This window comes from Candidatus Dormiibacter sp. (assembly GCF_050999135.1).
Classification (GTDB): domain Bacteria; phylum Chloroflexota; class Dormibacteria; order Dormibacterales; family Dormibacteraceae; genus Dormiibacter; species Dormiibacter spiritus.
The window spans coordinates 1-25,920 of record NZ_JBPCPN010000027.1 but is presented as its reverse complement, the minus strand read 5'-3'; the positions used below and the strand labels follow the sequence as shown (position 1 = coordinate 25,920).

At 65.5% G+C, this 25,920-nt stretch carries 24 protein-coding genes and 1 pseudogene; 24 read left to right on the top strand and 1 reads right to left on the bottom strand.

Annotation, left to right across the window (positions count from 1 at the left end; translation table 11 throughout):
- Positions 1-4 precede the first annotated feature (4 nt).
- The 4 genes from ACR2MZ_RS06890 to ruvB are packed head-to-tail and all read left to right on the top strand — an operon-like array spanning position 5 to position 2,920.
- Positions 5-760 (top strand): YebC/PmpR family DNA-binding transcriptional regulator, encoded by a 756-nt coding sequence (locus ACR2MZ_RS06890; protein ID WP_434004325.1) that lies wholly within the window; start codon positions 5-7, stop codon positions 758-760.
- A 17-nt stretch (positions 761-777) separates the two neighbouring features.
- Positions 778-1,290 carry a crossover junction endodeoxyribonuclease RuvC gene (locus ACR2MZ_RS06885; RefSeq protein WP_434004324.1) on the top strand — a complete coding sequence of 171 codons (513 nt, stop codon included), beginning with the start codon at positions 778-780 and terminating at the stop codon, positions 1,288-1,290.
- Positions 1,287-1,892, top strand: coding sequence for a Holliday junction branch migration protein RuvA (ruvA, locus tag ACR2MZ_RS06880; RefSeq protein ID WP_434004323.1), 606 nt, complete (start codon positions 1,287-1,289; stop codon positions 1,890-1,892). The genes ACR2MZ_RS06885 and ruvA overlap by 4 nt, the downstream gene beginning before the upstream one ends.
- Positions 1,889-2,920, top strand: coding sequence for a Holliday junction branch migration DNA helicase RuvB (gene ruvB, locus ACR2MZ_RS06875; protein WP_434004322.1), 1,032 nt, complete (start codon positions 1,889-1,891; stop codon positions 2,918-2,920). The genes ruvA and ruvB overlap by 4 nt, the downstream gene beginning before the upstream one ends.
- A gap of 387 nt (positions 2,921-3,307) precedes the next feature.
- Here ruvB and ACR2MZ_RS06870 read toward each other — a convergent pair whose 3' ends face one another.
- Positions 3,308-3,586: a transposase gene (locus tag ACR2MZ_RS06870; protein WP_434004428.1), complete on the bottom strand. Its 279-nt coding sequence runs from the start codon at positions 3,584-3,586 to the stop codon at positions 3,308-3,310.
- A 217-nt stretch (positions 3,587-3,803) separates the two neighbouring features.
- Here ACR2MZ_RS06870 and ACR2MZ_RS06865 point away from each other — a divergent pair, with 217 nt between their 5' ends.
- From ACR2MZ_RS06865 to ACR2MZ_RS06770, 20 genes and pseudogenes are all read left to right on the top strand, one after another.
- Complete coding sequence (locus tag ACR2MZ_RS06865) at positions 3,804-4,322, top strand: MauE/DoxX family redox-associated membrane protein (RefSeq protein ID WP_434004321.1); 519 nt, start codon at positions 3,804-3,806, stop codon at positions 4,320-4,322.
- Between the two features lie 1,177 nt (positions 4,323-5,499).
- A complete protein-coding gene (locus tag ACR2MZ_RS06860; RefSeq protein WP_434004427.1) occupies positions 5,500-8,571 on the top strand; it encodes an FtsX-like permease family protein in 3,072 nt (1,023 codons plus the stop codon).
- A pseudogene (locus ACR2MZ_RS06855) lies at positions 8,568-9,098 on the top strand (ABC transporter ATP-binding protein); the annotation flags it as partial. The gene ACR2MZ_RS06860 and the pseudogene ACR2MZ_RS06855, both read left to right, overlap by 4 nt.
- Before the next feature lie 15 nt (positions 9,099-9,113).
- Entirely contained in the window at positions 9,114-9,452 is a 339-nt protein-coding gene (locus tag ACR2MZ_RS06850; RefSeq protein ID WP_434004435.1) for a hypothetical protein, read from the top strand.
- The gene (locus ACR2MZ_RS06845) at positions 9,400-10,152 is read left to right on the top strand and encodes an ABC transporter ATP-binding protein (protein ID WP_434004320.1); all 753 of its coding nucleotides are present in this window, start codon (positions 9,400-9,402) and stop codon (positions 10,150-10,152) included. Before ACR2MZ_RS06850 ends, ACR2MZ_RS06845 begins: the two co-directional genes overlap by 53 nt.
- A 318-nt stretch (positions 10,153-10,470) precedes the next feature.
- On the top strand, positions 10,471-11,931 hold the full coding sequence (secD, locus tag ACR2MZ_RS06840; RefSeq protein WP_434004319.1) for a protein translocase subunit SecD: 1,461 nt from the start codon (positions 10,471-10,473) through the stop codon (positions 11,929-11,931).
- Complete coding sequence (secF, locus tag ACR2MZ_RS06835; RefSeq protein ID WP_434004318.1) at positions 11,918-12,925, top strand: protein translocase subunit SecF; 1,008 nt, start codon at positions 11,918-11,920, stop codon at positions 12,923-12,925. The genes secD and secF overlap by 14 nt, the downstream gene beginning before the upstream one ends.
- Before the next feature lie 44 nt (positions 12,926-12,969).
- The gene (locus ACR2MZ_RS06830) at positions 12,970-13,437 is read left to right on the top strand and encodes a ribosome maturation factor RimP (protein WP_434004317.1); all 468 of its coding nucleotides are present in this window, start codon (positions 12,970-12,972) and stop codon (positions 13,435-13,437) included.
- Positions 13,434-14,393, top strand: a complete 960-nt coding sequence (nusA, locus tag ACR2MZ_RS06825) for a transcription termination factor NusA (RefSeq protein ID WP_434004316.1) — start codon at positions 13,434-13,436, stop codon at positions 14,391-14,393. The genes ACR2MZ_RS06830 and nusA overlap by 4 nt, the downstream gene beginning before the upstream one ends.
- Positions 14,390-14,671: an RNase P modulator RnpM gene (gene rnpM, locus ACR2MZ_RS06820; RefSeq protein ID WP_434004315.1), complete on the top strand. Its 282-nt coding sequence runs from the start codon at positions 14,390-14,392 to the stop codon at positions 14,669-14,671. The genes nusA and rnpM overlap by 4 nt, the downstream gene beginning before the upstream one ends.
- Positions 14,668-15,645, top strand: a complete 978-nt coding sequence (locus ACR2MZ_RS06815; RefSeq protein ID WP_434004314.1) for an LLM class F420-dependent oxidoreductase — start codon at positions 14,668-14,670, stop codon at positions 15,643-15,645. Before rnpM ends, ACR2MZ_RS06815 begins: the two co-directional genes overlap by 4 nt.
- Before the next feature lie 254 nt (positions 15,646-15,899).
- Positions 15,900-17,882: a translation initiation factor IF-2 gene (gene infB, locus ACR2MZ_RS06810; RefSeq protein WP_434004313.1), complete on the top strand. Its 1,983-nt coding sequence runs from the start codon at positions 15,900-15,902 to the stop codon at positions 17,880-17,882.
- Positions 17,883-17,954: 72 nt separating this feature from the next.
- Entirely contained in the window at positions 17,955-18,356 is a 402-nt protein-coding gene (gene rbfA, locus ACR2MZ_RS06805; RefSeq protein WP_434004312.1) for a 30S ribosome-binding factor RbfA, read from the top strand.
- Complete coding sequence (locus ACR2MZ_RS06800) at positions 18,353-19,390, top strand: DHH family phosphoesterase (protein ID WP_434004311.1); 1,038 nt, start codon at positions 18,353-18,355, stop codon at positions 19,388-19,390. Before rbfA ends, ACR2MZ_RS06800 begins: the two co-directional genes overlap by 4 nt.
- Positions 19,387-20,268, top strand: a complete 882-nt coding sequence (truB, locus tag ACR2MZ_RS06795) for a tRNA pseudouridine(55) synthase TruB (protein WP_434004310.1) — start codon at positions 19,387-19,389, stop codon at positions 20,266-20,268. The genes ACR2MZ_RS06800 and truB overlap by 4 nt, the downstream gene beginning before the upstream one ends.
- Complete coding sequence (locus ACR2MZ_RS06790; RefSeq protein ID WP_434004309.1) at positions 20,265-21,194, top strand: bifunctional riboflavin kinase/FAD synthetase; 930 nt, start codon at positions 20,265-20,267, stop codon at positions 21,192-21,194. The genes truB and ACR2MZ_RS06790 overlap by 4 nt, the downstream gene beginning before the upstream one ends.
- 91 nt (positions 21,195-21,285) lie before the next feature.
- Complete coding sequence (locus ACR2MZ_RS06785) at positions 21,286-22,605, top strand: FAD-binding oxidoreductase (protein ID WP_434004308.1); 1,320 nt, start codon at positions 21,286-21,288, stop codon at positions 22,603-22,605.
- Positions 22,602-23,528 (top strand): diacylglycerol/lipid kinase family protein, encoded by a 927-nt coding sequence (locus tag ACR2MZ_RS06780; protein WP_434004307.1) that lies wholly within the window; start codon positions 22,602-22,604, stop codon positions 23,526-23,528. Before ACR2MZ_RS06785 ends, ACR2MZ_RS06780 begins: the two co-directional genes overlap by 4 nt.
- Entirely contained in the window at positions 23,525-25,018 is a 1,494-nt protein-coding gene (locus ACR2MZ_RS06775; RefSeq protein WP_434004426.1) for a gamma-glutamyltransferase family protein, read from the top strand. The genes ACR2MZ_RS06780 and ACR2MZ_RS06775 overlap by 4 nt, the downstream gene beginning before the upstream one ends.
- Before the next feature lie 137 nt (positions 25,019-25,155).
- The coding region (locus ACR2MZ_RS06770) for a substrate-binding domain-containing protein (RefSeq protein WP_434004306.1) at positions 25,156-25,920 on the top strand (765 nt) is incomplete at its 3' end.

Below are 25,920 nucleotides of genomic sequence, written 5' to 3'. Positions count from 1 at the left end.
TGAAATGTCAGGTCACTCCAAGTGGGCGGGAATCAAGCACAAGAAGGCGATAGTTGACGCCAAGCGGAGCCAGACTTTCACCCGGGTGACCAGGGAGGTAACCATCGCCGCGCGCGAGGGTGGGCCTGATCCGACCAGCAACTTCCGGCTTCGCCTGGCAGTGCAGAAGGCGCGGGAGGCGAACATGCCCGCCGACAAGATCTCGGGCGCCATCGACCGTGGTGCCGGCGCTGGCAAGGGGGACGCCCTGGAAGAGGTTCGCTACGAGGGCTACGGCCCAGCTGGGGTGGCGGTGATGGTCGACGCGGTCACCGACAACCGCAACCGCACGGCACCGTCGATGCGGCACATCTTCGCCAAGAACGGCGGCAATCTGGCCGAGGCCAACTCCGTGGGCTGGATGTTCAGCCGCAAGGGAGTGCTGAGCCTGGATGCCGGCAGGCTCGACCCGGAGGAGGTGGGCCTGGCGGCGATCGAGGCAGGCGCCGAGGACATCAAGGTGGAGGGCAACAGCGTCGAGATCACCACCGAGCCGAACTCTCTGGAACCTGTGAAGTCGGCCGTCGAAGCGCTGGGAGTCAGGATCGAGGAGGCCGAGATCACCATGCAGCCCGGTCAGACGGTCCCCGTGCCCGAAGAGCAGGTGCCCCAGGTGCTGCGGCTGCTGGAGGCACTGGAAGAGGACGACGACGTCCAGGCGGTCTACGCCAACTTCGACGTCCCCGCGGAAGTTCTCGAACGCGTCTCAGCCGGCGTTTAGTGGTCGACTAGCTGCCGATGGCTCTCCCGGAGCCGCCGCTTCTCCTGGGGATCGACCCCGGGCTGGCCAATACGGGCTGGGCGGTGGTTGATGGACGCCAGCAGGTGGTGGCCAGCGGCACCATCAGGACCAAGCCCGGACCGCCGGCTCCCCGGCTGGTGCTCCTGGTCACCGAGCTGCGTCAGGTGCTGGCCAGCTACCAGCTTCAGGAGGCGGCGCTGGAGGAGCTCTTCCTCGGCCGCAATGCGAGCAGCGCCATCGGCGTCGCTCAGGCGAGGGGCGCCGTGCTGGCCGCCCTGGGCGAGGCGGGCGTAACCGTGCACGAGTACAAGCCAAGCCATGTCAAATCGGTCATCACCGGATACGGATTGGCCGGCAAGACCCAGATGGGCCGCATGCTGGGCCTCCAGCTGGCCGGCAGCACCGGTGACCACCACGCGGCCGATGCGGTGGCGATCGCCGTCTGCCACGCCCGGACCCGGCGGGTGGCCGAAGGCGTACCCGGCGCGGTCGGTCGGCAACCCGGTTGATCGGCCACCTGCGGGGCCGGGTCATCCGGGCGGCCCAAGACCAGGTGGTGCTGGACGTGGGCGGGGTCGGCTATCTGGTTTCCCTGCCCGCCTCGGCCCGCGAATCAGTTCCGGCAGTGGGAGCGAGGGAGGAGGCGGCGCTTCACATCCACACGGTTGTGCGTGAGGACCAGCTGGCTCTTTACGGATTTGCCAGCGCTGAGGATCTGGAGCTCTTCCAGATGCTGATCCAGGTGGATGGGGTGGGGCCCAAGGTGGCACTGGCCATTCTCAGCGTGGCCAGCCGGGACGTCCTGAAGCGCGCGATCCTTGCCGATGATGTGGCCCCAATCAGGAGGGCGAGCGGCGTGGGCGCTCGCACAGCCCAGAAGGTGATCATCGATCTGAAGCCCAGGCTGCAGGCCGAGGCTGCGCTGCTGGCTCTGCCGAGCACGCCCCACGGGGCTTCGGATGGAGAGGCGCAGACCCAGGTCGAGAGCGCGCTCCGCTCCCTAGGCTTCAGCGCCCAACAGGCCAAGCAGGGCCTGGACGCGGTCGACTGGAAGGCAGAACCCGCCGCCCAGGCAGCACTGGCGGCCGCTCTGAAGGCTCTGGGCAGGTGAGCGAGTCTGAGAACTTGGTCGACCCGAATGTGCAGAGCGAGGAAGAGCAGCTCGACCGCACGCTCCGCCCGCGCACCCTGCAGGACTACATAGGCCAGGAGCAGGTCAGGGCCAATCTCAGCATCCTGATCGAGGCGGCGCGACGCCGGGGCGAACCGGTGGAGCACGTGCTCCTGTCGGGGCCCCCCGGACTCGGCAAGACGACGCTCGCGAACATCATCGCCAACGAGCTGGGCGTCAGCATCAAGACCTCTTCCGGGCCTGCCATCGATCACGCGGGCGCCCTGGCTTCGATACTCACGAACCTGAACGATCGCGACGTCCTCTTCCTGGACGAGATCCACCGGCTGAACAAGGTGGTCGAGGAAGCGCTCTATCCCGCCATGGAGGACTTCACCTTCGACATCGTGTTGGGCAAGGGGGCGGGCGCCACCTCGGCCCGGCTGCCGCTGGCACAATTCACATGCGTCGGCGCCACGACGCGGCAGGGCCTCCTGAGCGGACCTATGCGCGACCGCTTCGGCGCAGCGTTTCGGCTCGAGTTCTACAGCGAGCCGGAGCTGGAGCGAATAGTGCGCCGTTCGGCCCGCCTGCTCGAGCTCGAAATCGAGCCCTCGGCAGCGGGCGAGCTGGCCCGCCGCTCAAGAGGAACGCCGCGCATCGCCAACCGCCTGCTCCGCCGCGTGCGCGATTATGCGCAGGTGCGCGCGGAGGGGGTGGCAACCCAGGCGGTGACGATCAAGACGCTCGAGATGCTCAAAGTCGACGAACTGGGCCTGGAAGCGCTCGACAGGCGCTTGCTGGAAACCGTGATCCACAACTTTCGCGGCGGCCCCGTCGGCCTGGACACCATAGCCACGTCTCTGGCCGAGGAACCGGAGACCATCGAGGACGTGCACGAGCCGTTCCTCATCCAGTGCGGGCTGCTCGCCCGCACGGCTCGGGGGCGCGTCGTCACCGAGCTCGCCTACCAGCATCTCGGGCTCACGCCACCCGCCGCCAACCCGGCCCAGCAGACGCTGCTCTAAGAAGAGGAAGAGGGCCCGGCTTTCAGCCGGACGGCGAGCCTGACACCGGAGCAAATGCCGTCGCGCGCGGAGGTGCTGTTCGTGGGTGGCGGCTCGTCTCCGCCGAGCGAGTGGTGGGTAGGCGACGAGCGATCTGTCGTGACCCTCCGACAGCCACCACAACAAGGGCGCGCTTGTCGGCGCTTGCCATCCACCGAGCTTGCTGACTGCGGAACGACCAGTGGGCGCCAGAAGGGATGCGTTGTAGGTCTCGATGACCGGCTGCTCGTCCACCAACCCACAGCAGGGTCCGATCTGAGGCGGGCAATCCGACTGAATACCTAGTCGCCGGTCGCTTCCCCAGCCTGCTGTAAAAGCGGAGACGTTTCTCCGCCCGGCGTGTGCATCTTAAGCGGTCATCTCGACGTCTGATTGGGCGGGCTTGGCGGCGCGCATCTGAGCGAGTTGCTGGCGCTCGAAATCGATGAGCGCGAGGCCGCGGCCGGCCGCGATCACCAGGTCCATGACCGCCCAACCGAGGCTGAGGCAGCTGGTCTCGCCGGGGAAGCGGCCGATGACCTTCGTCCGACGTTTGACCTCGCCCAACGAGCGTTCGAGCAGGTTCGTCGAGCGCAGCCGCTTGCGGAGTCGGAGTGGGTAGCCGAGATGGGCGCCGAGCGCCGGCAGATCCTCAGCGAGAGCGGCCCGGCGCTACTCTCTTCTTCACGGCGTAGTCCTCCTTGCGATGGTTGGTCAGACCTTCCGCGGCAGACTACGTCGTTTCACTTTTACAGCGCCTGGGGGACGCAACCCAATTGCTGCCCATGCTTGACAGATTGGGCAGATAAGCCGATCATTAGAGGGCTCCACACAACCCGGCCGGAATGGGAGCCTGACAAAGAAGATGGAAGCGGCGCTCGTCCTTACAGCCACAGTGCTCGCTGCGGCTCTGGGTGGCGTGCTACTACTCTCCGTGGTTGGCAAGTTGCGGAATTTCAACACATTTTCGATCGTCACTCTTGGACAGTTGGGAGTCCCTGCCCGCATGGCCCCGACTACGGCAGTCACGGTACTCGTCCTTGAGGCGGGGCTAGCCGCAGCGCTTGCGACGGCCTCGTATCCCGCGGCTGCCGGCCTTGCAACTGCTGCCCTCTTGACCGCCTATGTTCTCGTAGGCCTTTACGCAGCCTGGTTAAAACGACCCATTCCATGTGCTTGCTTCGCAGGTGGCCGTATGACGCTTGGGATCCAGACCGCTATGCGAGCCGGCACCCTGGCCCTCCTGGCAGCGGTGCTTACATTGTGTTCGACTGCGGGAGGTCATCCTAGTGGCGGGGGTACGTTGACCATGATTGCGGTATTGCTGACGACTAAGTGGCTTCTGGACTGGCGGCAGCTGTCAAAGCCTCTCGGATGGCGATGAGGAATGACTACTATGCCAGACTTGATCGCTGCTGCACTCGTCGCGACCCTTGTCTTGGTCGCACTTCAGGGTAGTGCGATTGTTGAGCAGCATCGTCGAATTGCGATGATTCGCCGACAAGTGTTGGTCTTGCAGGGTCCTCTTCCCGCTACAACAGATACCATCGGCAAGGCTCTACCACCGCTCGATGGAGTCGCAGCTGACCGACTTGTGCCGGTCGACTGGAGGGAGTATCTACCAGACCTGTCCGGTCTGGTTGTGGTCTTAGATCCAATCGATGAATCTAGTTGGTTCATAGCAGAGGGCTTGAGAGACGCTGAAGTGCAAGTAACGGACGACCGATATGTCGTGCTGCTGGCTGGCACTGCATTGGCAGCGGAGCGATTCATAAGGGCCACCAGGCTGCCGACTGTGGCCCTTGTACTCGTTGGACCGAGAAGCACAGCACTGCAGCACTTGGCCGTTCGCTGGCGTCCAGCGGTGCTAAAAATTCAGTCCTGTAAGGTAGTTGCGGCTGCACAATTCCATGACGCAAAACAGTTGCGCAACTTTGGCCTGCATCGAGCACAATCGGGAGGTGACGCCGTATGACTTAGCACTTGGAAGCAGTTCGCTCGTATCTCAAGTATGAGTTGGAGGAACAGATGGTCAATTTAGAAGAGGTGTTGGAAGTCAGAGATCGAACATCGACGCCTGACAAGGGGACGCAGAGGCTTCATCATTGGCTGCGGGCGATCGGGATCACCTTTGGGGAACCTGCCGGTCGATTGGCCGGCTCCCGAGGCGAGTCACCTATCGCCTGTATTTCGTGCTGTTATGATTGTTCATGGTCATTGTGCAATCCGAGGAACCCGGCGTGTGGCTACATCTGTTATGATAATTGTTGTGGTCACTACTGCTACGATAATTGTTGCTAGAAGCCGTGCCAACAAGAAGAACCGCTGCCGCCTGATACTTGGGTAATCAGGGCACAATCGTGCCCTTGGTCCATGGGCTACCGGGGACATGTGTCGCCGGCAGCCCACTTAACTTGGTGGTTGCTCCAGAAGAGCCAATGCTGCGCGCCGCCCCGCTAAAGCATGCCTGAGTACCACGATTCCTCGGCACCGCGGTGCAGCTGACAGTTGGGCGGCTGGCGTGGCGCCGCCTTGGCTACGAGGGTCATGTAACTTTGGCGGTGCTGATCGCTCTGAGCGCGACTCTGGGCTTGGCCGCGGCCGTTCCGTTAGTACAGGCGACCGCCGCAGAAGCGGGCGTCCACACAGTGGTTGGCGGCAGCCAGGAGGGCAAGGTCATCCTGATCGGGGCCCCAAGCGGCGGGGTCGGAAGTCCCAGCGGCTTCGACGCATTCCAAGCAGACGTAGAAAAGCAGATTGCCCGCAATGTCGGAGGCTACGTTCAAGCGGGAGCTGCTGTCGCATCACTGTCGGGGCTGCAACTCGCGTCCATCGATGGACAATCCACCGCCTCCGAGCACGGACAGGCCGCGCCGACGTTGATGTACGTCCGCGATCTAGCTCGGCACGTGGAAATGGTGTCGGGTGACATTCCTGCTGAGGGAAGCCAGTCCTCAGCCGTAACGCCTGTCAGTCTGCCCCAGAGGGCTGCTGCTACATTTGGTTTGCGCCTCGGCAACCACTTCTGTTTGCGCTTCACGAGTAATTCCCGGGCACCTTTCTGTCTTCGCGTAGCTGGGGTATGGTCGGCTCGAGATGCTAATGAGGCGTTCTGGGGTGGTCGTCCGCCTGAGACCGTGGTTACCATGGGCAAGGAAGCACTGTTCGGCCTCCAAGCTGGGGACACTCCTGACATTCAAGTCATGCACTTTTATGTGGCCGATCTCAAGAGTCTTCACGCAGCCGAGGTGCCGGCTGTTGTTGCACAACTACATCAACTGCGTGGATATTTCGTCGTAGAGCGCGGCGGGTCCTTCTCGACCCAACTCGACGGTGAGCTGCGGAACTTCGATATACGTCGGCAAAGTGCCGCGTACACGATCGAGCTAGTGACGGTCGCCATGCTTGTGGCGGCTCTCTATGCCACAGGATTCTTGGTCGCTGGCTTCCTCGGCGGTCAGTCCGCGGATCTTAGTGTGCTGAGAGCTCGCGGTTGGCCCAGAAGGCGCATTTGGCTCGTGGCATTAATGCAGCTACTCGTCCTGGTTTTGCCAGCCAGTGCACTGGGCCTAATCTTTGCCAGCTTGCTCTGCGGCGTTCTAGCGCTGACCACCTTTGGGCTAGGCGCAGACTTGATCGGGGCTGCCGGGGATCTACTGCGTGCAGCTGCCCCTACCGTCTTGGTCTGCCTGCTCTGCGAGACGCTGATCCTAGTCTCGCAGACTTGGCGAGCAGCCGGAGCCGAGGTGCTGGAGGTACGAAGGGACGCCTCCCGTCCGAGCTCACAACCCTGGTGGCGACGACACTATTTCGATCTTGGTCTTGGCGTACTGGCCCTTGGGCTCCTTCAAGAGGCTCGTGTGCGGGGCTTCCAACAGGGAGGCGACGATCCACTGGTCGTTACCTTTCCTGCCCTGGCGCTGGGCCTATTGGCGGTCGTTGGTCTCAGACTGCTGGGGCCCATCGCCGGCTTGGTAGAGCGGCTCCTGCACGATTTGCCGGCAAGCCTGGCGAGCGTTCAACTGGTCAGGCGACCCGGTCGGTATCTGCCCTTAGCGCTCCTGCTGACGATCAGCGTCGCCCTGGCGGTCTTCAACGGCATATGTCTTGCCACTGATCGTCAGAATGCGATTGACCGAGCCGATTACGCGGTTGGAGCGGACGTGCGGACGGCGTATCAGACGGCCGCAGGCCCGCCACGCCTGGCCGCCGTTCGAAACCTTCCCGGCGTGGCTGGAAGCAGTTGGGTCTATCGGGCCCTCGGCTCGCCCGCGACATCGGCCACTTCCATGACGGTGCTCGGGGTCGACCCAGCCAGCCTCGCCGACGTCGCTTGGGCGCGATCGGACGCCTATGCTCAACCGCTACGGCGGCTACTGCGGCCTCTGGTGGTACAAGACGTCGATGGGCTCCGGCTGCCGGGCCGCCCATCCGAGTTGTCCGTATGGACGTTCGCCAGCGGACTCTCCGGCAGCCTGGCGGCGCTAGTCGAAGATGATGCTGGCCGCCTCTGGTCGGTCCCCCTTGGTCAGCTCCACCCACCGGGTTGGCGGCTGCTCCAAGCCTCGCTACAGCCCACAACAGGAGCACCGGTATTCCCTTTGAAGCTCCGGGAACTCACGTTGAGCCAACAGCCAGCCGTGGGCCAGATTGCCCTGAGTGATCTGGCGGTCGATGGTCACGTCGTCCAGTCGTTCACTGCAGCTGACGGTCCATGGTATTCCCGAACGACCGTTGCGTCCTCACGTCCGCTCGGCCGGGTGCCAGATGCTCAACAGACCCGTGAAGGCCGAGAGACTCTATCAATTCCAGTTGATGGCGGTAGTGATGTATCAATCTGGCCCGCTGGAGGCCGGCGACCACTGCCGGTGCTGGTGAGCCCAGGCCTCCTGGATGATCTCGGACTGAAAGTCGGTCAGGAGCTGGAGGCAGTCGTGGCTCAGCAGACTCTCAGAGTCTCAGTTGTGGGAACGATCAGCGCCTTCCCGTCGACCTATCCAACGCGTGAGTACATTATGATCGCTCCGCGAGATTCTTTGATCCAGCGTCTGGGCGAAGGCGGCACGACCGCATGGCCCACCGAACTCTGGTTAAAGACCGCTGGCTTACCCCCCCATCTGGAGGAAGCGCTGCGAAGTCTTGGCCCTGTTTCGGCACTTTACGACCGTCGAGCGTTGGAGCAGAGCACACTAACCGATCCCAACCGCCGCGCACTCGAAGTAGGGCTGGCGCTCGGATTTGGCTCGATGATGGTGATCATGGTGCTTGGCTTTGGAGTGAACGTGATGGCTCTGATCCGCGAACGGTTAGGCGAATACGCAGTCATGCAGGCGAATGGCCTGTCACAGAAAGAGATCCGCCGGAGTCTCGCCATCGAACGTGTTGTGGTTTTAATCTACGGGATGTTCGTCGGTACCATGCTCGGCCTGGCTTGTGCAGTCGTTCTGCTGCCGACACTCCATCTTGGCTCGGATCCCGTGGACACCATTCCTGCCACCACTATCACCATTCAGCCACTGATCGTTGCGGGCGGACTTACGGTGCTTCTGGCTCTGAGCCTGGCCGCGGGCCGCTGGACCCAGCGCACCGCGCTCCGATTCGACCTGCTCCAGGAACTTCGCCTGGTGGCATGATGGCGCACCCGGGCCGCGTCGCAGCCTTGGTCGAGGCTGATGGACTCGTCCACATCTACAAGAAGGATGATCTGGAGGTAGTTGCTCTGCAGGGGCTCGACCTCAGATTAGAAGAGGGCGAGTTGATCGCCGTGGTGGGACGCAGCGGCAGTGGGAAAACCACGTTGCTAAACGTCCTAGCGGCTCTCGAGGCACCAAGTGCCGGCCGGTTGATGGTGGCTGGGCGTGACTTGACTCGGCTAATCCCGTCAGAAAGGGAGGCCTACCGTCGGGATACGGTCGGTTACATGTGGCAGCACAGTCAACGCAATCTGTGGCCGCCCCTAAATTCCCTGGAGAACGTGCAAGTGCCGATGCTTGCAACTGCCGCCGAACCTTCCCGAGAAGAGAGGGCTCGAGGTCTGCTCGATGCTCTGGGCCTTGGACACCGTTTGAAGCATCGCCCAGTCCAGCTTTCAGGAGGAGAGCGGCAGCGCTTGGCGCTGGCGGTTGCTCTCGCAAATCAGCCCCGGCTACTGCTCGTGGATGAACCTACTTCGGAGTTGGACACGGAGTCTTCGGAGGACTTGATGCGAGATGTGGCCGCACTGCTCATGGACCTGAGGGTGGGCACTATAATGGTCACCCACGACCCGGCATTAGGACGCCACGTCGATCGGGTCGTTCAAATCCGCGATGGCAGGACATCGACCGAGACTCGCTACATCGAACGAGATCGGGGCTTAGTTGCCGACGAGCTGACTATCGTGGATCGCTTTGGGCGACTGCAGATACCCCTTCACCTTCTGGAAGAGCTCGGTTTGGACAGCTTGGTGCGGATACAGCGCGATGGCGATGGTCTGCGAATCTCTCCGGCCCGGGGGCGACGTGGCCGGGAGTGAAGTCCTCCGGGCGGACGGGCTTTATCGATCCTTCCAGGTTGGGGGCGCGAGTGTGAAGGCAGTTGTCGCAGTCACTCTCTCGGTATGGGAAGGGGAAGTGGTCGTGCTGGTGGGTCGTTCTGGATCCGGCAAGTCGACGTTGTTAGCACTGTGCGGTGGCCTCGATCGACCGGATCGTGGTCAAGTCGAGGTCGGAGGAGAGAAGATTGTTCCGGGCGAGGAGTCGGTGCCGCCTGAACGTCTTCGCAACCAGGTCGGATGGATCTTCCAGACCGCCGGTTTGTTGCCGTTGTATTCTGCCGTTGAGAACGTAAGCCTTTCGCTGCGTCTCCGAGGTATTCCGGTGGCCGAGTCCCTAAAGCAGGCGCATGCCGCTCTTGCAGCGGTTGGCCTAGCAGAACGATCGGCTCACCGAGCGCATGAACTATCAGGAGGTGAGCAACAGCGAGTTGCCTTGGTGCGGGCGCTTGTGAAGGGTCCTTCTCTCCTACTTGCAGACGAGCCAACATCCCAACTAGATACCGATACCGGGCGCGGGGTGCTGGAAGTTATTCGCCAAGCAGCGGACGCGGGAACCGGCGTTCTCCTGGCCACGCACGACAACAGCGCCTGCTCAATCGCCGACCGCGTGCTACTGATGGAGGACGGACGAGTGAGAGTTCATAGAGGGCAAGAACGGGGTTCGATGCAACCGTCATGACTCCCAGGGCCGGTCGGACCATAGATCGCAGCCAGAGGGGTCGCGAGCCCATCTCAGCCGAGAGCACGAGCGACATCTTGCTCAAGTGAGTCGTTATTCTGGACCGCCCCCTGCTCGGCCGCCCGTACAAGACCAGGGACAGGTCGAGTTCGGCGGAGACGGGTGCAGGATCATCGAAGCGCTTGCTCGCACACGTGCGGCGAGAGGGGTACGCTCGGCCGCAGGAGGCGCTTCCATCGACAAGCGACGCCAAGCTGCGCCGGGCTAGGCTACCTCATCCGGCATAGGAGGGATATGCGTCGATAAACTGCTACAGGTTTGCACTACCTCCTCTCCTGGCCGGTCCGCCTCCTTGTGGTCGGCCTGCTCATCCTCTCGATAGCCGTGGACGGCGCCGGTTACATCCAGCGCGTCCTGAACCACCAGCCGCTGACCGGCCAGGTGAGCGGAATGCCGCCCCAGCTCTTCGGCAACCAGGTCTACATCCATCGCGGGCTGGATTTGCAGGGCGGCACGGACCTGCTGCTGCAGATCACCGACGTTCCGCCCGGCCGCGACATGAGCCAGGTGCAGCGCGACACCATCGACGTCATCTCCAAGCGCATCAACAAACTCGGCGTGAGCGAGCCCGTCATCAACCCCGTCGGCAGGGATCGAATCGAGGTTCAGCTGGCGGGCGTCTCCGCCGCCAAGGCCCAGGCCACCATCGGCAACACCGCCCGGCTGGTCACGACCAAGTGGGTGGCCGATGCGAACGTCAAGGGCGGCCCCTTTCCCGGCAACCGGCCCCAGATCACGGCGCTCACCTCGGAGATGCTGACCGGGGCCGACGCCTCGCTCGATGCTCAGAACGGCAACCAGTGGGTGATCAACGTCACCTACAACTCTCAGGGCGCAGCTATCTTCAGCCAGCTCTCGACTGAAGCCTTCAACGCCACCTGCCCCAACGGCGCGACCGACTGCCCTCAGCACTCGATCACCAATTGGCTGAATTTGACCGCTGACGACGTCGCCCACTGGGACCAGCGGGCGGCTGACCTCTACCGGCCCTTCGACCAGGGCGGCAAGCTGCTGGTCGACGCGCGCATCCTGCAGCCGATCACCGGCGGACAGTCGCAGATCACCGGCAACTTCACTGCTGACAGCGCCAAGAATCTCGCCATCCTGCTCAACTCTGGCGCCCTCCCGGGCAATCTCCAGGTGATTCAGTCGACCGAGGTGGGGGCCACCCTCGGCGCCGACTCGATCAAGCGCAGCCTCGCGGCCGGGGTGCTCGGCCTGCTGATAGTCATCGTGTTCATGATCTTCTTCTATCGCCTGCCGGGGCTCGTCGCCAGCGTGGCTCTACTCTTCTACGCCGGCCTGACGTTGGCGGTGTTCAAGATGATCCCCGTCACGCTGACACTGGCCGGCCTGGCCGGTTTCATCCTGAGCGTGGGCATGGCTGTGGACGCCAACGTGCTCATCTTTGAGCGCTTCAAGGAGGAGGTCCGCTCAGGCGTTTCAGTGGGGGCCGCCGTCGAGACAGCGGTGGGCCGGGCCTGGCCGGCGATCCGGGACTCGAACACAGCCACGTTGATCACGACCGGTTTGCTCTATCTGGCCGGCAACGGACCTGTCAAGGGCTTTGCCATCACCCTGTTCCTGGGCGTGCTGGTCAGCATGTTCTCCTCCATCATCGTGACCCACAACCTGATGGCCCTGGTGGTCGAGAACCACAACGCCGAACGCAGCTTCCTGATGGGCGTCACGCTCCCCCTCCGCCGTGGCCGAGCTTAGCCGGCCCGGAGCCGCCCGCCGGCCGCTGAGCGGCGAAGAAGCAACCGGGGAGCCGGTAGCCACGCCGAGCCGCCGGCTCGACATAGTCGGCCGCCGGAACGTGTTCTTCGCCCTCTCCCTACTCATCATCGTCCCCGGCATCTATTCCATGCTCACGCGGGGCTTCCTGCTGGGCATTGATTTCCAAGGCGGCACCGAGCTGTTCCTCAAGTTCAGCCAGCCCGCGAACCAAGCCCAGGTGGAGGCGGTCGTCGCTTCCGAGAATGTCAACGGCACTGTTCAGAAGGGCGCCAACGGCACCTACATAGTGCGCACTCGTGCGCTCGACCCGGCCCAGCAGAAGAAGATAGTCGACGACCTGGACAGCAAGGTGGCGCCGGTCGACCGCAACCAGATCCAGGCCAACCAGGTGGGACCCTCAGTCGCTCGCGAGATAGTCACCTCCGCCCTGCTGGCGGTTCTCGCCGCCGCCATCCTGATCCTGCTCTATCTCGCCTTCCGCTTCCGCCGGGTGAGGGGCGGCTGGCGGGCGGGCTTTCAGTTCGGCGGCAGCGCCCTGCTGGCGCTCCTGCACGATGTCTTTCTCCTGACCGGCATCTTCTCGATCCTGGGCAAGGTGCTGAACCTGCGCATAGGGGAGATCGACAGCCTCTTCCTGACCGCGGCCTTGACAGTCGTGGGTTTCTCGGTTCACGACACAATAGTCGTGTTCGACAGGATTCGCGAGAACCTTGTCCTCTCCGACCGGCTCGGGGCCAGCCGGTTGACCTTCGAGCAGGTTGTGAATCTGAGCATCCTGCAGACGGCGGCCCGCTCCATCATCACCAGCTTCACTGTCGTGCTCGTGCTCGCCGCGCTGCTCTTATTCGGTGGGCAGACGCTGCAGGGCTTCGTCCTCGCGCTCCTGATAGGCATCCTGTCGGGTACCTACAGCTCGATCTTCAACGCCTCGCAACTGCTAGTCGTTTGGCGGAAGCTCCAGCCGGTCAGGTAGGGGGCACAACAAGCTCATCGGCTGCCGGAGCGCAGACTTGCCGTATGACCACGTGGCCGCTGGATAGGATCGAAAGCCTGCTCGCCCCAACCCTGAAGCACATGGGCTACAGCATCTACAGCCTGCAGCGCACCGGCCAAGGCGGCCGTACCTTGCGGATAGCCATCGACAAGCAGGAAGGCTTTGTCGGCATCGATGATTGCGAGGCGGTGAGCCGGGTGGCCGGACCACTCCTCGACCAGGCGGACCTGATAGCAGAGCGCTACCTGCTGGAGGTGTCCTCACCCGGCGCCGAGCGTGAGCTGCGAGATCGCGCCGAGTATGAACGCCATGCCGGGCGAACCGTCAACTCCCGCTACCGGCTGGGCGACAGCGAAGCCGTGATCGAGGGTCTGCTGGCGACGGTGGACGACGCGGGCATCGAGATCGCTGTGCCCAAGCGCGAGCCGCTGCGGCTGCCCTGGTCGGACGTCATCGGTACTCGCCTTGTAGCCTCCCTCAAACGCTCGTGAGCACAGCACCAGAGAACCTGCTCAACGCGCTGGAACAGCTGAGCGGGGACGTGGGCGTGCCTCTGACCGAGCTGCAGAGGACTGTGGAGGGCGCCCTGGCGATGGCATATCAGCGCGCTTTCACGCCAGAGGGCGCCGTCACCGTCCGACTCAATCCGGAGACGGCTGAGCTGTCAGTCTCCGAGCGCTTCGTCGACGCAGCCGGCGAGGTGGCCGAGCGCGAGCTTCCGGTGGCCGACTTCAAGCGTCTCGCCGCCCAGACGGCGCGGACGGCTGTCCTGAGAAACCTGCGCGACCTGGAGCGCGATCGCGCTCTCTCGGACATGAGCCGGAATCGGGGCCGGCTGGCCAGCGGCTTCGTCGATCGCCTGACCGGCGGGAACGTCTTCGTGGATTTGGGCAAGGTGGAGGGCTTTCTGCCGCCGGAGGAGCAGATCCCGGGCGAGCAGCTGTCGATCGGCCGGCCGCTGACAGTTCTGGTTCTCGACTCGCTGCCCTCGCCAAAGCACGCGCAGGTCCTGGTCTCCCGGGCCAGCCGAATGTTCGTCGCCCGGCTGATGGAGGCGGAGGTGCCGGAGATAGCGGTTGGAGTGGTCGAGATCAAGTCGATCGCGAGGGACGCCGGGCTGCGGACCAAGGTGGCGGTGGCCAGCGCCGAGGCCGGCATCGACCCGGTCGGCGCTTGCGTGGGGCCCAAGGCGGTCAGGCATCGCTCGCTACTCCAGGAGTTGGGTGGCGAACACGTCGACATAGTGACCTGGCATGCGGAGCCCGAGCGCTTCGTGGCTTCCGCACTCCGGCCGGCAGCCGTCCTGGAGGTCCAGCTCGACCCGGACGGCCGGACAGCGCACGTGCGGGTGGCCAAGGGCGAGCTCTCCCTGGCCATCGGCAAGGACGGCCAGAACGCCCGCCTCGCGGCGCGCCTGACAGGCTGGCGGATCGACATCCAGGCATGAAGCGGAGAGAGCCGCAGAGAACCTGTGTGGCCTGCCGCCAGGAGGCCGGAAAGCGGGGTCTCATCCGGCTGGTGCGCCTACCGGACGGCACCGCCGGGTATGACGCCGGCGGTCGGGCCCCGGGCCGGGGCGCCTACCTGCACCCGGAGCAGGATTGCCTAGCCCAAGCCCGCAAGCGCCGGGCCTTGGAGCGAGCGCTCAAGGCCAGAGTGGACGAGGTCCTCTGGCAGACTTTGGCAGTCGTCAGCCAGGTAGCTGAAGGTGGAGGAGTGAAGTGAGCCGAGAGGTGAAGTATGGCGTCTTCGTGCCCCAGGGCTGGAAGCTGGAGTTCGTCGACCTGAAGGACCCCATCGAGCAGTACGAGACAATGGTTCGCTGCGCTCAGGAAGCCGAGCGAGCTGGTTACGACTCGCTCTGGCTCTTCGACCACTTCCACACAGTGCCGACCCCGGAGTTGGAGTCCACCTTTGAGTGCTGGACCAGCATGGCGGGCCTGGCGAGGGACACCAAGACCATCAGGCTGGGCCAGATGGTCACCTGCAACAGCTACCGACCGCCCTCACTGCTGGCCAAGATGTCCAGCTGCATCGATGTGATGAGCCACGGCCGGCTCATCGTCGGCATCGGCGCCGGCTGGTATGAGCACGAGTACAACGCCTATGGCTATCAGTTCGGCGAGATGCCCAACCGGCTCCGGATGCTGCGCGAGTCGGTCCAGGTCCTGCATGCGATGTGGACCGAGCCCAGGGTCAGCTTCGAAGGCCGCTTCTATCAAGTCAGGGGAGCCATCAACCAACCGAAGCCTGTCCAGAAGCCGCATCCTCCGCTCTGGATCGGCGGGGGCGGCGAGAAGGTCACCCTGAAGCTGGTAGCTCAGTACGGCGAGGCCTGCAACATCGGGACGACGCCGGAGGTGGTCCGCCACAAGCTGGACGTCCTGCGCCGGCACTGCGAAACAGTCGGCCGGAACTACGACGAGATCATCAAGTCCAGCCACTCGCCGGTGATCCTGGGCGATGAGGCGGAGGTGCGCCGAGTCTGGGAGCAGACTGCCCGGCAGACGGGGGCTGACGATGCGACCATGCGCAACAACTTCCCCTGCCAGGGCACTGCCGAGCAGGTCGCCGAGCATCTGTCAGGCCTGCTCGATGCGGGCGTCGACTACCTCCTGGTCTCGATGCCCAACGCCTACGAGGGGGAGATCATCCAGCGCGTGGCCGAAGAGGTGCTGCCACTGCTTCGCCGGCGCTGAGCCTGGGCGGGCCGAGATTGGCAGGGCCCTTGGTCGGGCATAATCAACTGTTCTCAGTGTCCTGTCTCAAAAATTCGTCGGCATCCTGCGGCTCCAGACGACGATGCGTGCGTCATGGGGCCCGTACCGTCGTCGTCACGCATCTAAGATGCGTTCCTCCTAGTTCCACCCCTTCCTGCGCCTCCTCGCCTGGACCGGCAGCCTCCGGCTGCCTGCCACAATCTGCTCGCCGAACCTCTGAGACAGGACACTAGATGAAAGCACACGAACTCGCGCGCGAACTGAACATCAGCCACAAGGAGCTGCTCAACTTCCTCCAGCAGCGCCGGCTGACGCGCAACCCGTCGGCTCCGCTGATGCCGAAGGCGATCGACGCCGCCCGGGGCCAGTTCCGCACCACCAGCACGGCTTCGCGGCCGGTTCCTGTCAACGGCGAACGCACCATTGTGCTGCCACCCGCGATCACGGTGAAGGATCTCGCCGACAAGCTGGCAGTGGCGCCGCCTGAGATCATCAAGAAGCTGCTTCAGAGCGGCGTCATGGCGACGTTGAACCAGGCGCTGGACTACGGCACCGCCGAGATCGTGGCCGACGACTTCGGCTACAAGGTCGAGCCGATCGCCTCCGAGGACCTGGTCCAGACCGAGGCCGAGGGCGGCGGCGGCGAGGTCACCACCACCCGGGAAGAATTGTTCTCGGTCGAGCACGAGGACCCCGCGAAGCTGCGCGAGAGGTCACCGATAGTCACCGTGCTGGGGCACGTCGACCACGGCAAGACCTCAATCCTCGACGCCATTCGCAAGACCGACGTGGCCGGCGGCGAGGCGGGCGGCATCACCCAGCGGATAGGCGCCTACAAGGTGCAGACGGCCGAGGGCGGGAAGGTGGTCTTCATCGACACTCCAGGTCATGAAGCCTTTACAGCCATGCGGGCGCGGGGCGCCTCTGTCACCGACGTGGCGGTGCTGGTGGTCGCCGCCGACGATGGAGTGATGCCGCAGACAGTCGAGGCCATTCAGCACGCCCGCGCTGCGGACGTGCCCATCGTGGTGGCCATCAACAAGATCGACAAGGACAACGCCAATGTGGATCGAGTTCACGCCGAGCTGGCCGAGCAGGGCCTGGTCACCCGCCACTACGGTGGCGAGCACGAATGCGTGCACGTTTCGGCCCGCACGGGGGAGGGACTGGCCGACCTCCTCACCACCATCCTGCTCTCCAGCGAGATCCTGGACCTGAAGGCCAATCCCGATCGACCGGCCTTGGGAACTGTCGTGGACGCCAACCTGGAGCGGGGCCGCGGCCCCGTGGCCACCATCCTGGTCCAGAACGGCACCTTGAAGATCGGCGATCCCTTCGTTTGCGGCCACATCTACGGCCGCGTCCGCGCGCTGAGCAACGACCGCGGGGAATCCGTGATCGAGGCCGGGCCGGCCACGCCTGTGCTGGTGAGCGGACTCTCCGAGGTACCCAGCGCCGGCGACATTTTCCAGGTGGCGGGTTCCGAGAAGACAGTGCGCCAGATCGCTCTCGCCAAGCTGCAGGACAAGCGCGCCCAGGAGGCGGCCGTCAGCGGCACGCCCCGGATCACGCTGGAAGAGCTGGCGCGTAGGGCCAAGGAAGGCGAGGTCAGGGATCTCAACCTGGTGGTCAAGGCCGATGCGCATGGCACCCTGGAAGCGGTCCTCAGCGCACTGCAGAAGATCGCGGACCCGGTCGTCAACATCAAGGTGGTCGGCCAGGGTGTCGGTCCCGTAAGCGAGCCCGACGTGCTGCTGGCAGGGGTATCCAGCGCCATCATCCTGGGCTTCAACATCAAGAGCACCCCCGCGTCCGAGCGGGCGGCGGAGCGCGAAAAGGTCGAGATCCGCTACTACGACGTGATCTACCAACTGACCGAGGACGTGGAGCGGGCGGCCAAGGGCCTGCGCGAGCCCACCTACCGACAGGTTCGCGAGGGCAGGTTGGAGGTGGTCATGCCGATCAGGATCCCTCGGCTCGGACTCATCGCCGGCTGCCGCGTGGCCGAGGGCAAGGTTTCTCGAGACGGCCTCGCCAAGGTGCTGCGCGGCCGCGAGCAGGTCTGGGAAGGAAAAATCAATTCGCTCAAGCACTACAAGGACGACGTGAGGGAGATGGCTGAGGGCCAGGAGTGCGGTGTAGGCCTCGTGGGCTTCGACGCTTTCCAAGCTGGGGACGTGCTGGAGACCTATCGGCTCGAACTGGAAGAGATCTAGTGGCCGTGTCCGGTTGCCCGGACGCAAACGCCAGTCTCCGAGAAGGCCGGCCGGGCCGGGGCCAGTGACGTGGTGAGTCATCGCGCCGAGCAGGTCGGCGGTCAGCTTCAGGAGGAGATCATGGCGATCATCCGTCGCGATCTCAAGGACCCACGCATCGGATTCGTCAGCATCACGCAGGTGAGGATGTCGGCAGACCTCCGCTCAGCGCGGGTTCGGGTCAGTGTGCTGGGCGACGCCGAGCAGCAGCGCTCCTCTCTGGCCGGACTGCGCAGCGCGGTCGGCGTGATCCGCCACGAGCTCGGCCGGCGTTTGGTAAATCTCAAGGTGGCGCCTGAGCTGCGCTTTGAGCTGGATCCCTCCATCGAATACTCGGCTCACATCGCCGAGCGCCTCCGCGAGATACTGCCCCAGACCGCCGCAGAATCGACAGAGCCGGCGGCGCCAGACGATCTCAGCAAGAGGCGGGCTTGAGTCCCCAAGAAGTGGCCCGACAGCTGCGCCAGCTGAAGCGCCTGATCGACGGCAGCCAGGAGCCTGTGATCTTGAGCCACAAGGATGCCGACGGGGACGCGCTGGGCTGTGTGCTCGCCTTCGCCGAGGCTCTGCGACAGCTGGGCAAGACTCCACACATAGTGTTGACAGAGCCATTGCCGGCTCAGTACTCGTGGCTGCCAGGCTTCGACCAGGCCGGCTCTCGGCTGCCTCCCGGTGCGACCCCCGATCTGGCGATCTTTCTGGACGCCGCCAGCCGAGAGCGCAGCGGAGTTGTCGCGCAGAACCTGCCTCCCGAGGTCCAGATAGTCAACATCGACCACCACCCGTCGAACACGCTCTACGGCGACCTCAATTGGATCGACCCGGACGCGGCGGCCGTGGGCCAGATGTGTCTCGAGATGTTCAGCGTGTACGGCTGGGCGATCACCGCCAGCATGGCGACCAACCTCTACACGGCCCTGATGACTGACACAGGCGGCTTTCGGCACGAGAACACCAACGCTCGCGCGCTGGAGGACGGGGCCCGGCTGGTCGCCCTGGGTGCCAATCCCAGCCAGTGCGCCACTTTTGTCTACAAGTCGCGGCCGCTGTCGACCCTGAAGCTCTCGGCGCTTTCGCTGGCCACCATGCGAGTGGAGATGAAGGGCAGGTTGGTCCACGCCTGCGTGACCAGGCAGATGCTGCACAGGGCGGGGGCCGTGATGGCCGAGTCGGAGGGCATCATAGACACCCTCAACAGCATCGAAGGCGAGCTCGTCGCGATCATGTTCAAGGAGGTGTCCGACCGGCTCACCAAGATCAGCCTGCGCAGCCGGGAGCCAGTCGACGCCGCCGCCCTCTGCGCCAACTTCGGAGGTGGTGGTCACGTGCGGGCGGCGGGAGCAGAGATCCGGCTGCCGCTGGAGGAAGCTGTGAAGCGAGTGGTCCGAGTGGTCCGGCACACGATCGGGGAGCTAGACGAGATGCCCGGTGCCGGACCGACCGCAGCCGGGGCCGGGGCCGGGGTGTGAAGGCCGGCGTTCTGAACGTCGACAAGCCAGTTGGGGTCAGTTCGTTCGCAGTGGTGCGCCGGCTTCGCGAGCTGACTGGCGCCCGGCGGGTCGGCCACGCCGGCACGCTCGACCCGCTGGCAAGCGGAGTCCTGCCCATCCTCTTCGAATCCGCCACCCGCCTCTCAGATCTGGCCCACCAACTGCCCAAGACCTATGACGCGGCAGTTCACCTCGGTTTTCGCAGCGCCACCGACGACGCGGAAGCTGAGCTCGAGCTGGGCGGCAGCACCGCTGGCTTGAACCGGGAACACATCGCGCAGGCCCTTCGTCAGTTCGTGGGCGCCATCCAGCAGGAACCACCTGCCTTCTCTGCCGTCAAGGTCGAGGGCCGACGCGCCTACCGCAGGGCGCGCGAGGGAAAGCCCGAGCGCCCGCCGGCGCGCCAGGTGCAGATCCACTCCGCTGAGCTGCTGGACTTTCGGCCCGGGCCGCCGGCAGTGGCGGTGATTCGGGTCGTCTGCGCCAGTGGGGTCTATCTCCGCTCGCTGGCGCGCGATCTGGGCGAGAAATTGGGCTGCGGCGGCTACCTTGGCGAGCTGGTCCGCTCGGCCTATGGCCCGCTCAAGGTCGCGGACGCAGTGCAGCCCGAGCAGCTCTTGGACAGAGCGGCGCTGGAGGCCAGGCTGCTACCTTCGGAGGTGCTGCTGCCGGAGATGCCGCCGGTCCGCCTCACTGTCGAGCAGGAGGCCCAGGTGCGCCAAGGCCGGGCGGTCCGTGTTTTGCCAGAGCCCGGCCCCGGTCTGCTCAGCGCCCACGACGAAAGCGGCCGCCTGGTGGCTCTCGGCCATACCGACCTGCTTCGGCGCACGTTCGTGCCTGACAAAGTCCTGGCTTGAGAGCGCATTTCGGCCTGCCGGAGGCGCGGCTAGGCCGAGTGGCGCTGGCGGTAGGCAGCTTCGACGGCATTCACCTCGGCCACCAGGCTGTGCTGCGGGCGCTGAACCGCCAGGCCGCTCGGCGGGACCTGGGCCGAGCCTGGATCACTTTCGATCCCCATCCTCGCTGCGTCTTGGACCCAGCCAACTGTCCGGCCCAGATCACCAGCTTGGACGAGCGGCTGCAGTTGGTCAGGGAGTTGGGGGTGGACGAAGCGATAGTGGTCGCGTTCGACAGGGCGCTGGCCGGACTGCCGGCTGATGAGTTCATGGCGCGCGTACTCGCCGCGGTGGACCTGCGCTGCCTGGTGGTCGGCTACGACTTCGCCCTGGGCAGGGCTCGGACAGGCAATGTCGGCTGGCTCCGTGAGCATGGCAGTTCTCACGGCTATGAGGTGGAGGTGGTTCCGCCACTGCAGCTGGACGGCGAGACCGTCCACTCCTCGGCGGTGCGCCGGCTCTTGACGCTGGGCGAGTTGGAGGCGGCCAATGGGATGCTCGGGCGGCAGTTCAGTCTCAGCGGGTTGGTCGAGCCGGGCGACAAGATCGGCCGGGAGATGGGCTGGCCCACTGTCAACCTGGCTGTGCCGCCCGGAAAGCTGGTCCCGGCGCGCGGCATCTACGCCGGCTGGGCTCGCACCCCGCTGGGCGACTTTCGGGCCGCGATCAGCATCGGCTACCGCCCGACCTTCGACAAGACCGAGCTGCGCGTCGAGGCCTACCTGCTTGACTTCGAGGGCGACCTGTACCAACGCCGGGTCGAGCTGCGCTTTGCCGCCTGGATCCGGGCGGAGGCGAAGTTCCCTGACTCGGGGAGGCTCAGCAGCCAGATCGCCAGGGACGTCACGGAGACCCGCCGGCTCACTGACGCTCATCCCCTGAGCTAGTACCAGCCGAACGGGCCATGTCTGGAAGCTCAGGGCGTCGAGGGGTCGGCTAGAAGGACGCGAACATCGGCCTGCGGCGATGATTGCTCACATGCCGATCTCCGAGTCTGATCTCTGGCCGCTGGGGCTGATGCGGCGCCGCGCCGGCCACCTGGGCCCGGCGGTGGACGCTCGGCGGCCAGGTTCCATCGCCGAGCTGCAGGAGATCATGAGCTCAGCGCGCTCGGGCGCGATCGTCCCGCGCGGCGGCGGCAGCGGCGTCTGCGGCGCAGTGAGTCCGAGCTCAGGAGATCTGCTGCTCGATCTGACAGGGCTGAGCGAGATCGAGGTCGACGAGGACAACCTCTGCGTGCGGGCCCAGGCGGGCGTCGTGCTGGGCAAGTTGGAAGAGCAGCTGAACGGGCTTGGCCTGACGCTCGGTCACCATCCCGCCTCCCAGCCCGTGGCGACGGTGGGCGGTCTCATCTCGACCCGTTCCTCGGGCCAGGCCTCCAGTTTCTACGGCTCCATCGAGGACATGCTGCTCGGCCTGAGCGCCGTGCTGGCCGACGGCCGGCTGGTCGCCGCCCGGGCGCCCATTCGGTCCGCCAGCGGTCCGGCGCTGCAGCAGCTCTTTTGCGGCGCCGAGGGCGGGCTGGGAGTCATCGTCGAGGCGAGCCTCAAGCTCCACCGGCTGCCGGAGGCGGTGCTCGGCACGGCTTACGCGGCAGATAGCGTCGAGCAGGGCCTGGCGGCGCTTCAACAGCTGACCCAGGCAGGCCTCAACCTTTACGTGGGCCGGCTCTATGACGAGGCGGATTCAGTCCTCCAGGGCCAGGCTGACGGCTGCCTGCTGCTCATCTCGAGCGCTGGGCCCTTGAGGCGCGCCCAGCTCGAGCTGGAGCTGATGGAAACGGAGCTGACGGGTTTGCGCCCGCTCGGCGACGCCCTCTGGCGGCGCTGGCTGGAGCACCGCTACGATCTCTCCGCCGAGCGCCTCCAGGAACTGCTGGCGGGAGCTGGTTCCTACCTCGACACCATCGAGCTGGCCCAGAAGTGGACGGGCATGCCCGAGCTCTATCGCGAGGTTCGGGCGCGCCTGGCGGAGACTGCCCAGCTGGTCCTCTGCCACTTCAGTCACGCTTCGGAGCAGTGCTGCTGCGCGTACTTCACCTTTGCCGGCTCAGCCGGAGCGGAAGAAGATGCGGAGAAGCTCTACCGCGGGAGCTGGCACGGCGCGCTCAGGGCGGCGCTGGCCCAGGGCGCGGTGCTGAGCCACCACCACGGTGTCGGGCGGCTGAAGGCGCCCTACGTGGCGGCCGAGATGGGCGGCTGGAGCAAGATCTGGACGGCTGTGCAGGACGCCCTGGACCCGCAGGGTCGGCTGAACCCGGCCGCCGTCGGGGGGATCGGTCGGCGTCCCCGCGCATGAAGGAGATCATGATCGTCATGAATCCGGCCGCCGCCGGCGGCCGGAGCGGGCGGAGCTGGCCTGAGCGCGCCGCCCGGCTGAGGGCCGCAGGCGTCGACTTCGACGTGGCCCTGACCGACCGCCGCGGGCACGCTACCGAGATCGCCCGGGGGGCTGTCCGGGAGGGCAGGCGCGTGGTCGTGGCGGCGGGGGGCGACGGCACCATCAACGAGGTGGCCAACGGTTTCTTCGAAGGCACCGAGCCGGTCGGCGGCCGCACCTGCCTGGGCGTCCTGCCCATGGGAACCGGCGGTGACTTTCGGCGCAGCTTCGGCTTTCCAACCGATCCGGAAGCGGCCGCCGCGATGCTGAAGCGGGGGCGCTGCCGGCCGATCGACGTCGGCCGGGTGCGCTGCACGACAGCCGCGGGCCTGCCGGTCAGCCGCGCGTTCGTCAACATCGCCGACGCAGGGATCGGCGCGGAGGTGGTGGAGAGGGTGGAACGATCCGGCCGGCTCGCCGGCGGCGAGGCAACGTTTCTGATGGCGTCGGTGGCAACCGGCCTACGCTGGCGGAACAAGGCAATGCGTGCCATCGTGGACGGCCGCGAACATGCGCTGGTGGCCCAGCAGGTGGTGGTCGCCAACTGCAGGTACTACGGCGGCGGCATGTTGATTGCTCCTGGGGCCCGCCCGGATGACGGTCGGCTGGACGTGATCTTCATAGGCGATCTCACAGTTCTGGAGGCTGCCCGAGCTGTCCGCCAGTTCCGGCGCGGCACGCACCTGGAGCGCGGCGGAGCGAAGATCTGGCGCGTCCTGGCGGAGGAGATTCAGCTGAGCGCCCCGGAAACTGTGCGCTTGGACGTGGATGGTGAACTCCCGGGTCAGCTGCCAGCGAAGTTCGACGTGCTGCCGCACGCGTTGGACCTGGTGGTCCCCTGACTCACGGCATCGCCGCCACACCCCACCACCTGGCCAGCGAGGCGGCGGCCGACATCCTGCGCTCGGGCGGCAACGCGATAGATGCGGCGATCGCCGCCAACGCTGTGCTCTGCGTCGTCTACCCGCACATGACAGCCATTGGCGGCGATCTCTTCGCTCTCATCTGGCCGGCCGGCGCCCAAGAACCTATAGGCCTCGCGGGCGCCGGGCGGTCAGGTTCGCTGGCCTCCTGGCAGGCGCTCCGCAACCGAGGCTTGAGCCGGATGCCCGAGGCTGGCTCTCTGACTGTCACTGTGCCGGGTACCGTCGAGGCCTGGGGCCGGCTGCTGGAGCGCTTTGGCAGCCTGGGCTTTGCGCCACTGCTGGCACCCGCGGCGAGCGTCGCCCGGGACGGTTTCCTCGTGACTCCGGGCCTGGCTCAGGCGCTGGTCGAAAGCTCGCTTCTGCTGGGCGGAGATGCCGAATCGGCCCGCCTGCTGCCACCGCTTCGCTCGGGCATGCTGCTCCGGAACCAGGACTTGGCGGAAAGCCTTGCTGCGATCGGCCGTTCTGGCTTCAACGATTTCTACAGGGGCGCGATCGCCGGCCGCATAGTCGGCGCACTGGAGCGCAGAGGCGGCGTGCTCACCGCCGAGGATCTCGCCCAGCATCGCTCGGCCTGGGTGCGGCCGGTCGCCTTCCGCTATCGCGACCTGGTCGTCTACGAGATGCCCCCGCCAACCCAGGGCCTGGCCGCGGTAGGCCTGATCCGACGCTTGGAGGCGGCAGCTCAAGCACCGCCGCTCGTCTACGTCCAGGCCTTGCAGAGGGCCCGCGACGCTGTCTATCCACTGCGGGACAGCTACATCACCGACCCCGACTTCAGCCCGACCCCGGAAGCGCCGTTTCTCGACCTCGAGGCGCGGGGCTGGGGACCGGGCGAGGAGCTCTTAGAGGGCGACACCATCTACCTCTGCACCGCTGATGAGCACGGCAACGTGGTCAGCCTGATCCAATCCCTGGCCGGCACTTTCGGCTCCGGCATCGTCGCCGAGGGCACAGGCGTGCTGCTGCAGAACCGGGGATCCTACTTCAGCCTTGAGCCCTCCCACGTCAATCGGCTGGAGCCGCGGAAGCGGACCATGCACACGTTGATTCCGGCGCTGGCCGGCCGCGAGGGCAGCTGTTGGGCAGCCTTCGGCACCATGGGCGCCGACGGCCAGCCCCAGATCCAGGCTCAGGTCTGGCACAACCTGGCTGATCACGGCCTGTCAGCCCAGGAAGCTGTGGCGAGGCCGCGAGTGAGGGTCGCGCCCGGCGGCCAGCAGCTCTGGCTGGAAGCTGACCATCCGGCCGCCCGGCAGCTGCTGCGCTCAGGTGCTGCCGGCGTGCAGGTGCTGCCGCCCCGGTCCAGCCAGCTCGGGCACGCCCAGGCCCTGGTCCGGGGCGCCGACAGCGGCTGGCAGGGCGGCGCCGATCCTCGTGCCGACGGCTCGGTGGTCGAGGTTTAGGAAGAAGCTGCCCTCCGGGTTGGCCGGCCTTTCGGCCCGGAGCCGATCCTGGGTTCGGTACGCTGCCCCCGGCGGGCGACAAAAGCTGTGTAGTATCGTCCGACCCCTGATATGTCAGGTTTCTGGAGGAGGAATCGATGAGATTTGGTCGGATCGCCACGGTGCTGGCGGTGGTGGCGGCGATAACCGCTTCCGCCTGCGGTGGCAGCAGCAGTTCCAGCGGCAGCTCGAGCGGCGGCGGCGCCAAGAAAATAGCGCTCCTGCTGCCTGAATCCAAGACTGCCCGTTACGAAAGCAAGGATCGCCCGCTGTTCGAGGCCAAGGTCAAGTCGCTCTGCAGCGACTGTCAGGTCCTCTACAGCAACGCCAACCAGGATGCTGCCGCGCAGCAGTCCCAGGCGGATGCTGCCCTGACCAACGGGGCCAACGTTCTCGTGCTGGACGCCGTCGACGGTAAGGCTGCGGCGGCGATCGCCCAGAAGGCGAAGCAGCAGAAGGTCCCCGTCGTCTCCTACGACCGGCTGATTCAGAACACCAGCGGCGTCGACGTGTACATCTCGTTCGACAATCACAAGGTGGGTCAGCTCCAGGGCCAGGCGCTGCTCCAGGCCCTGGCCAGCAAGCCGGACCCGACGGTCGTGATGATCAACGGCTCGCCGACCGATGCCAACGCCGCGCAGTTCAAGGCCGGGGCCCACAGCGTGCTGGACGGCAAGGTCAAGATCGCCAAGGAATACGACACGCCTGATTGGAGCCCCGACCAAGCTCAGAACGAGGCGCAGCAGGCGCTGACGGCGCTGGGCAACAAGGTCGACGGCATCTATGCGGCCAACGACGGTACCGCCGGCGGGGCGATTGCGGCGATGAAGGCAGCTGGCATCAAGGCTCCTTTCCCGCCCGTT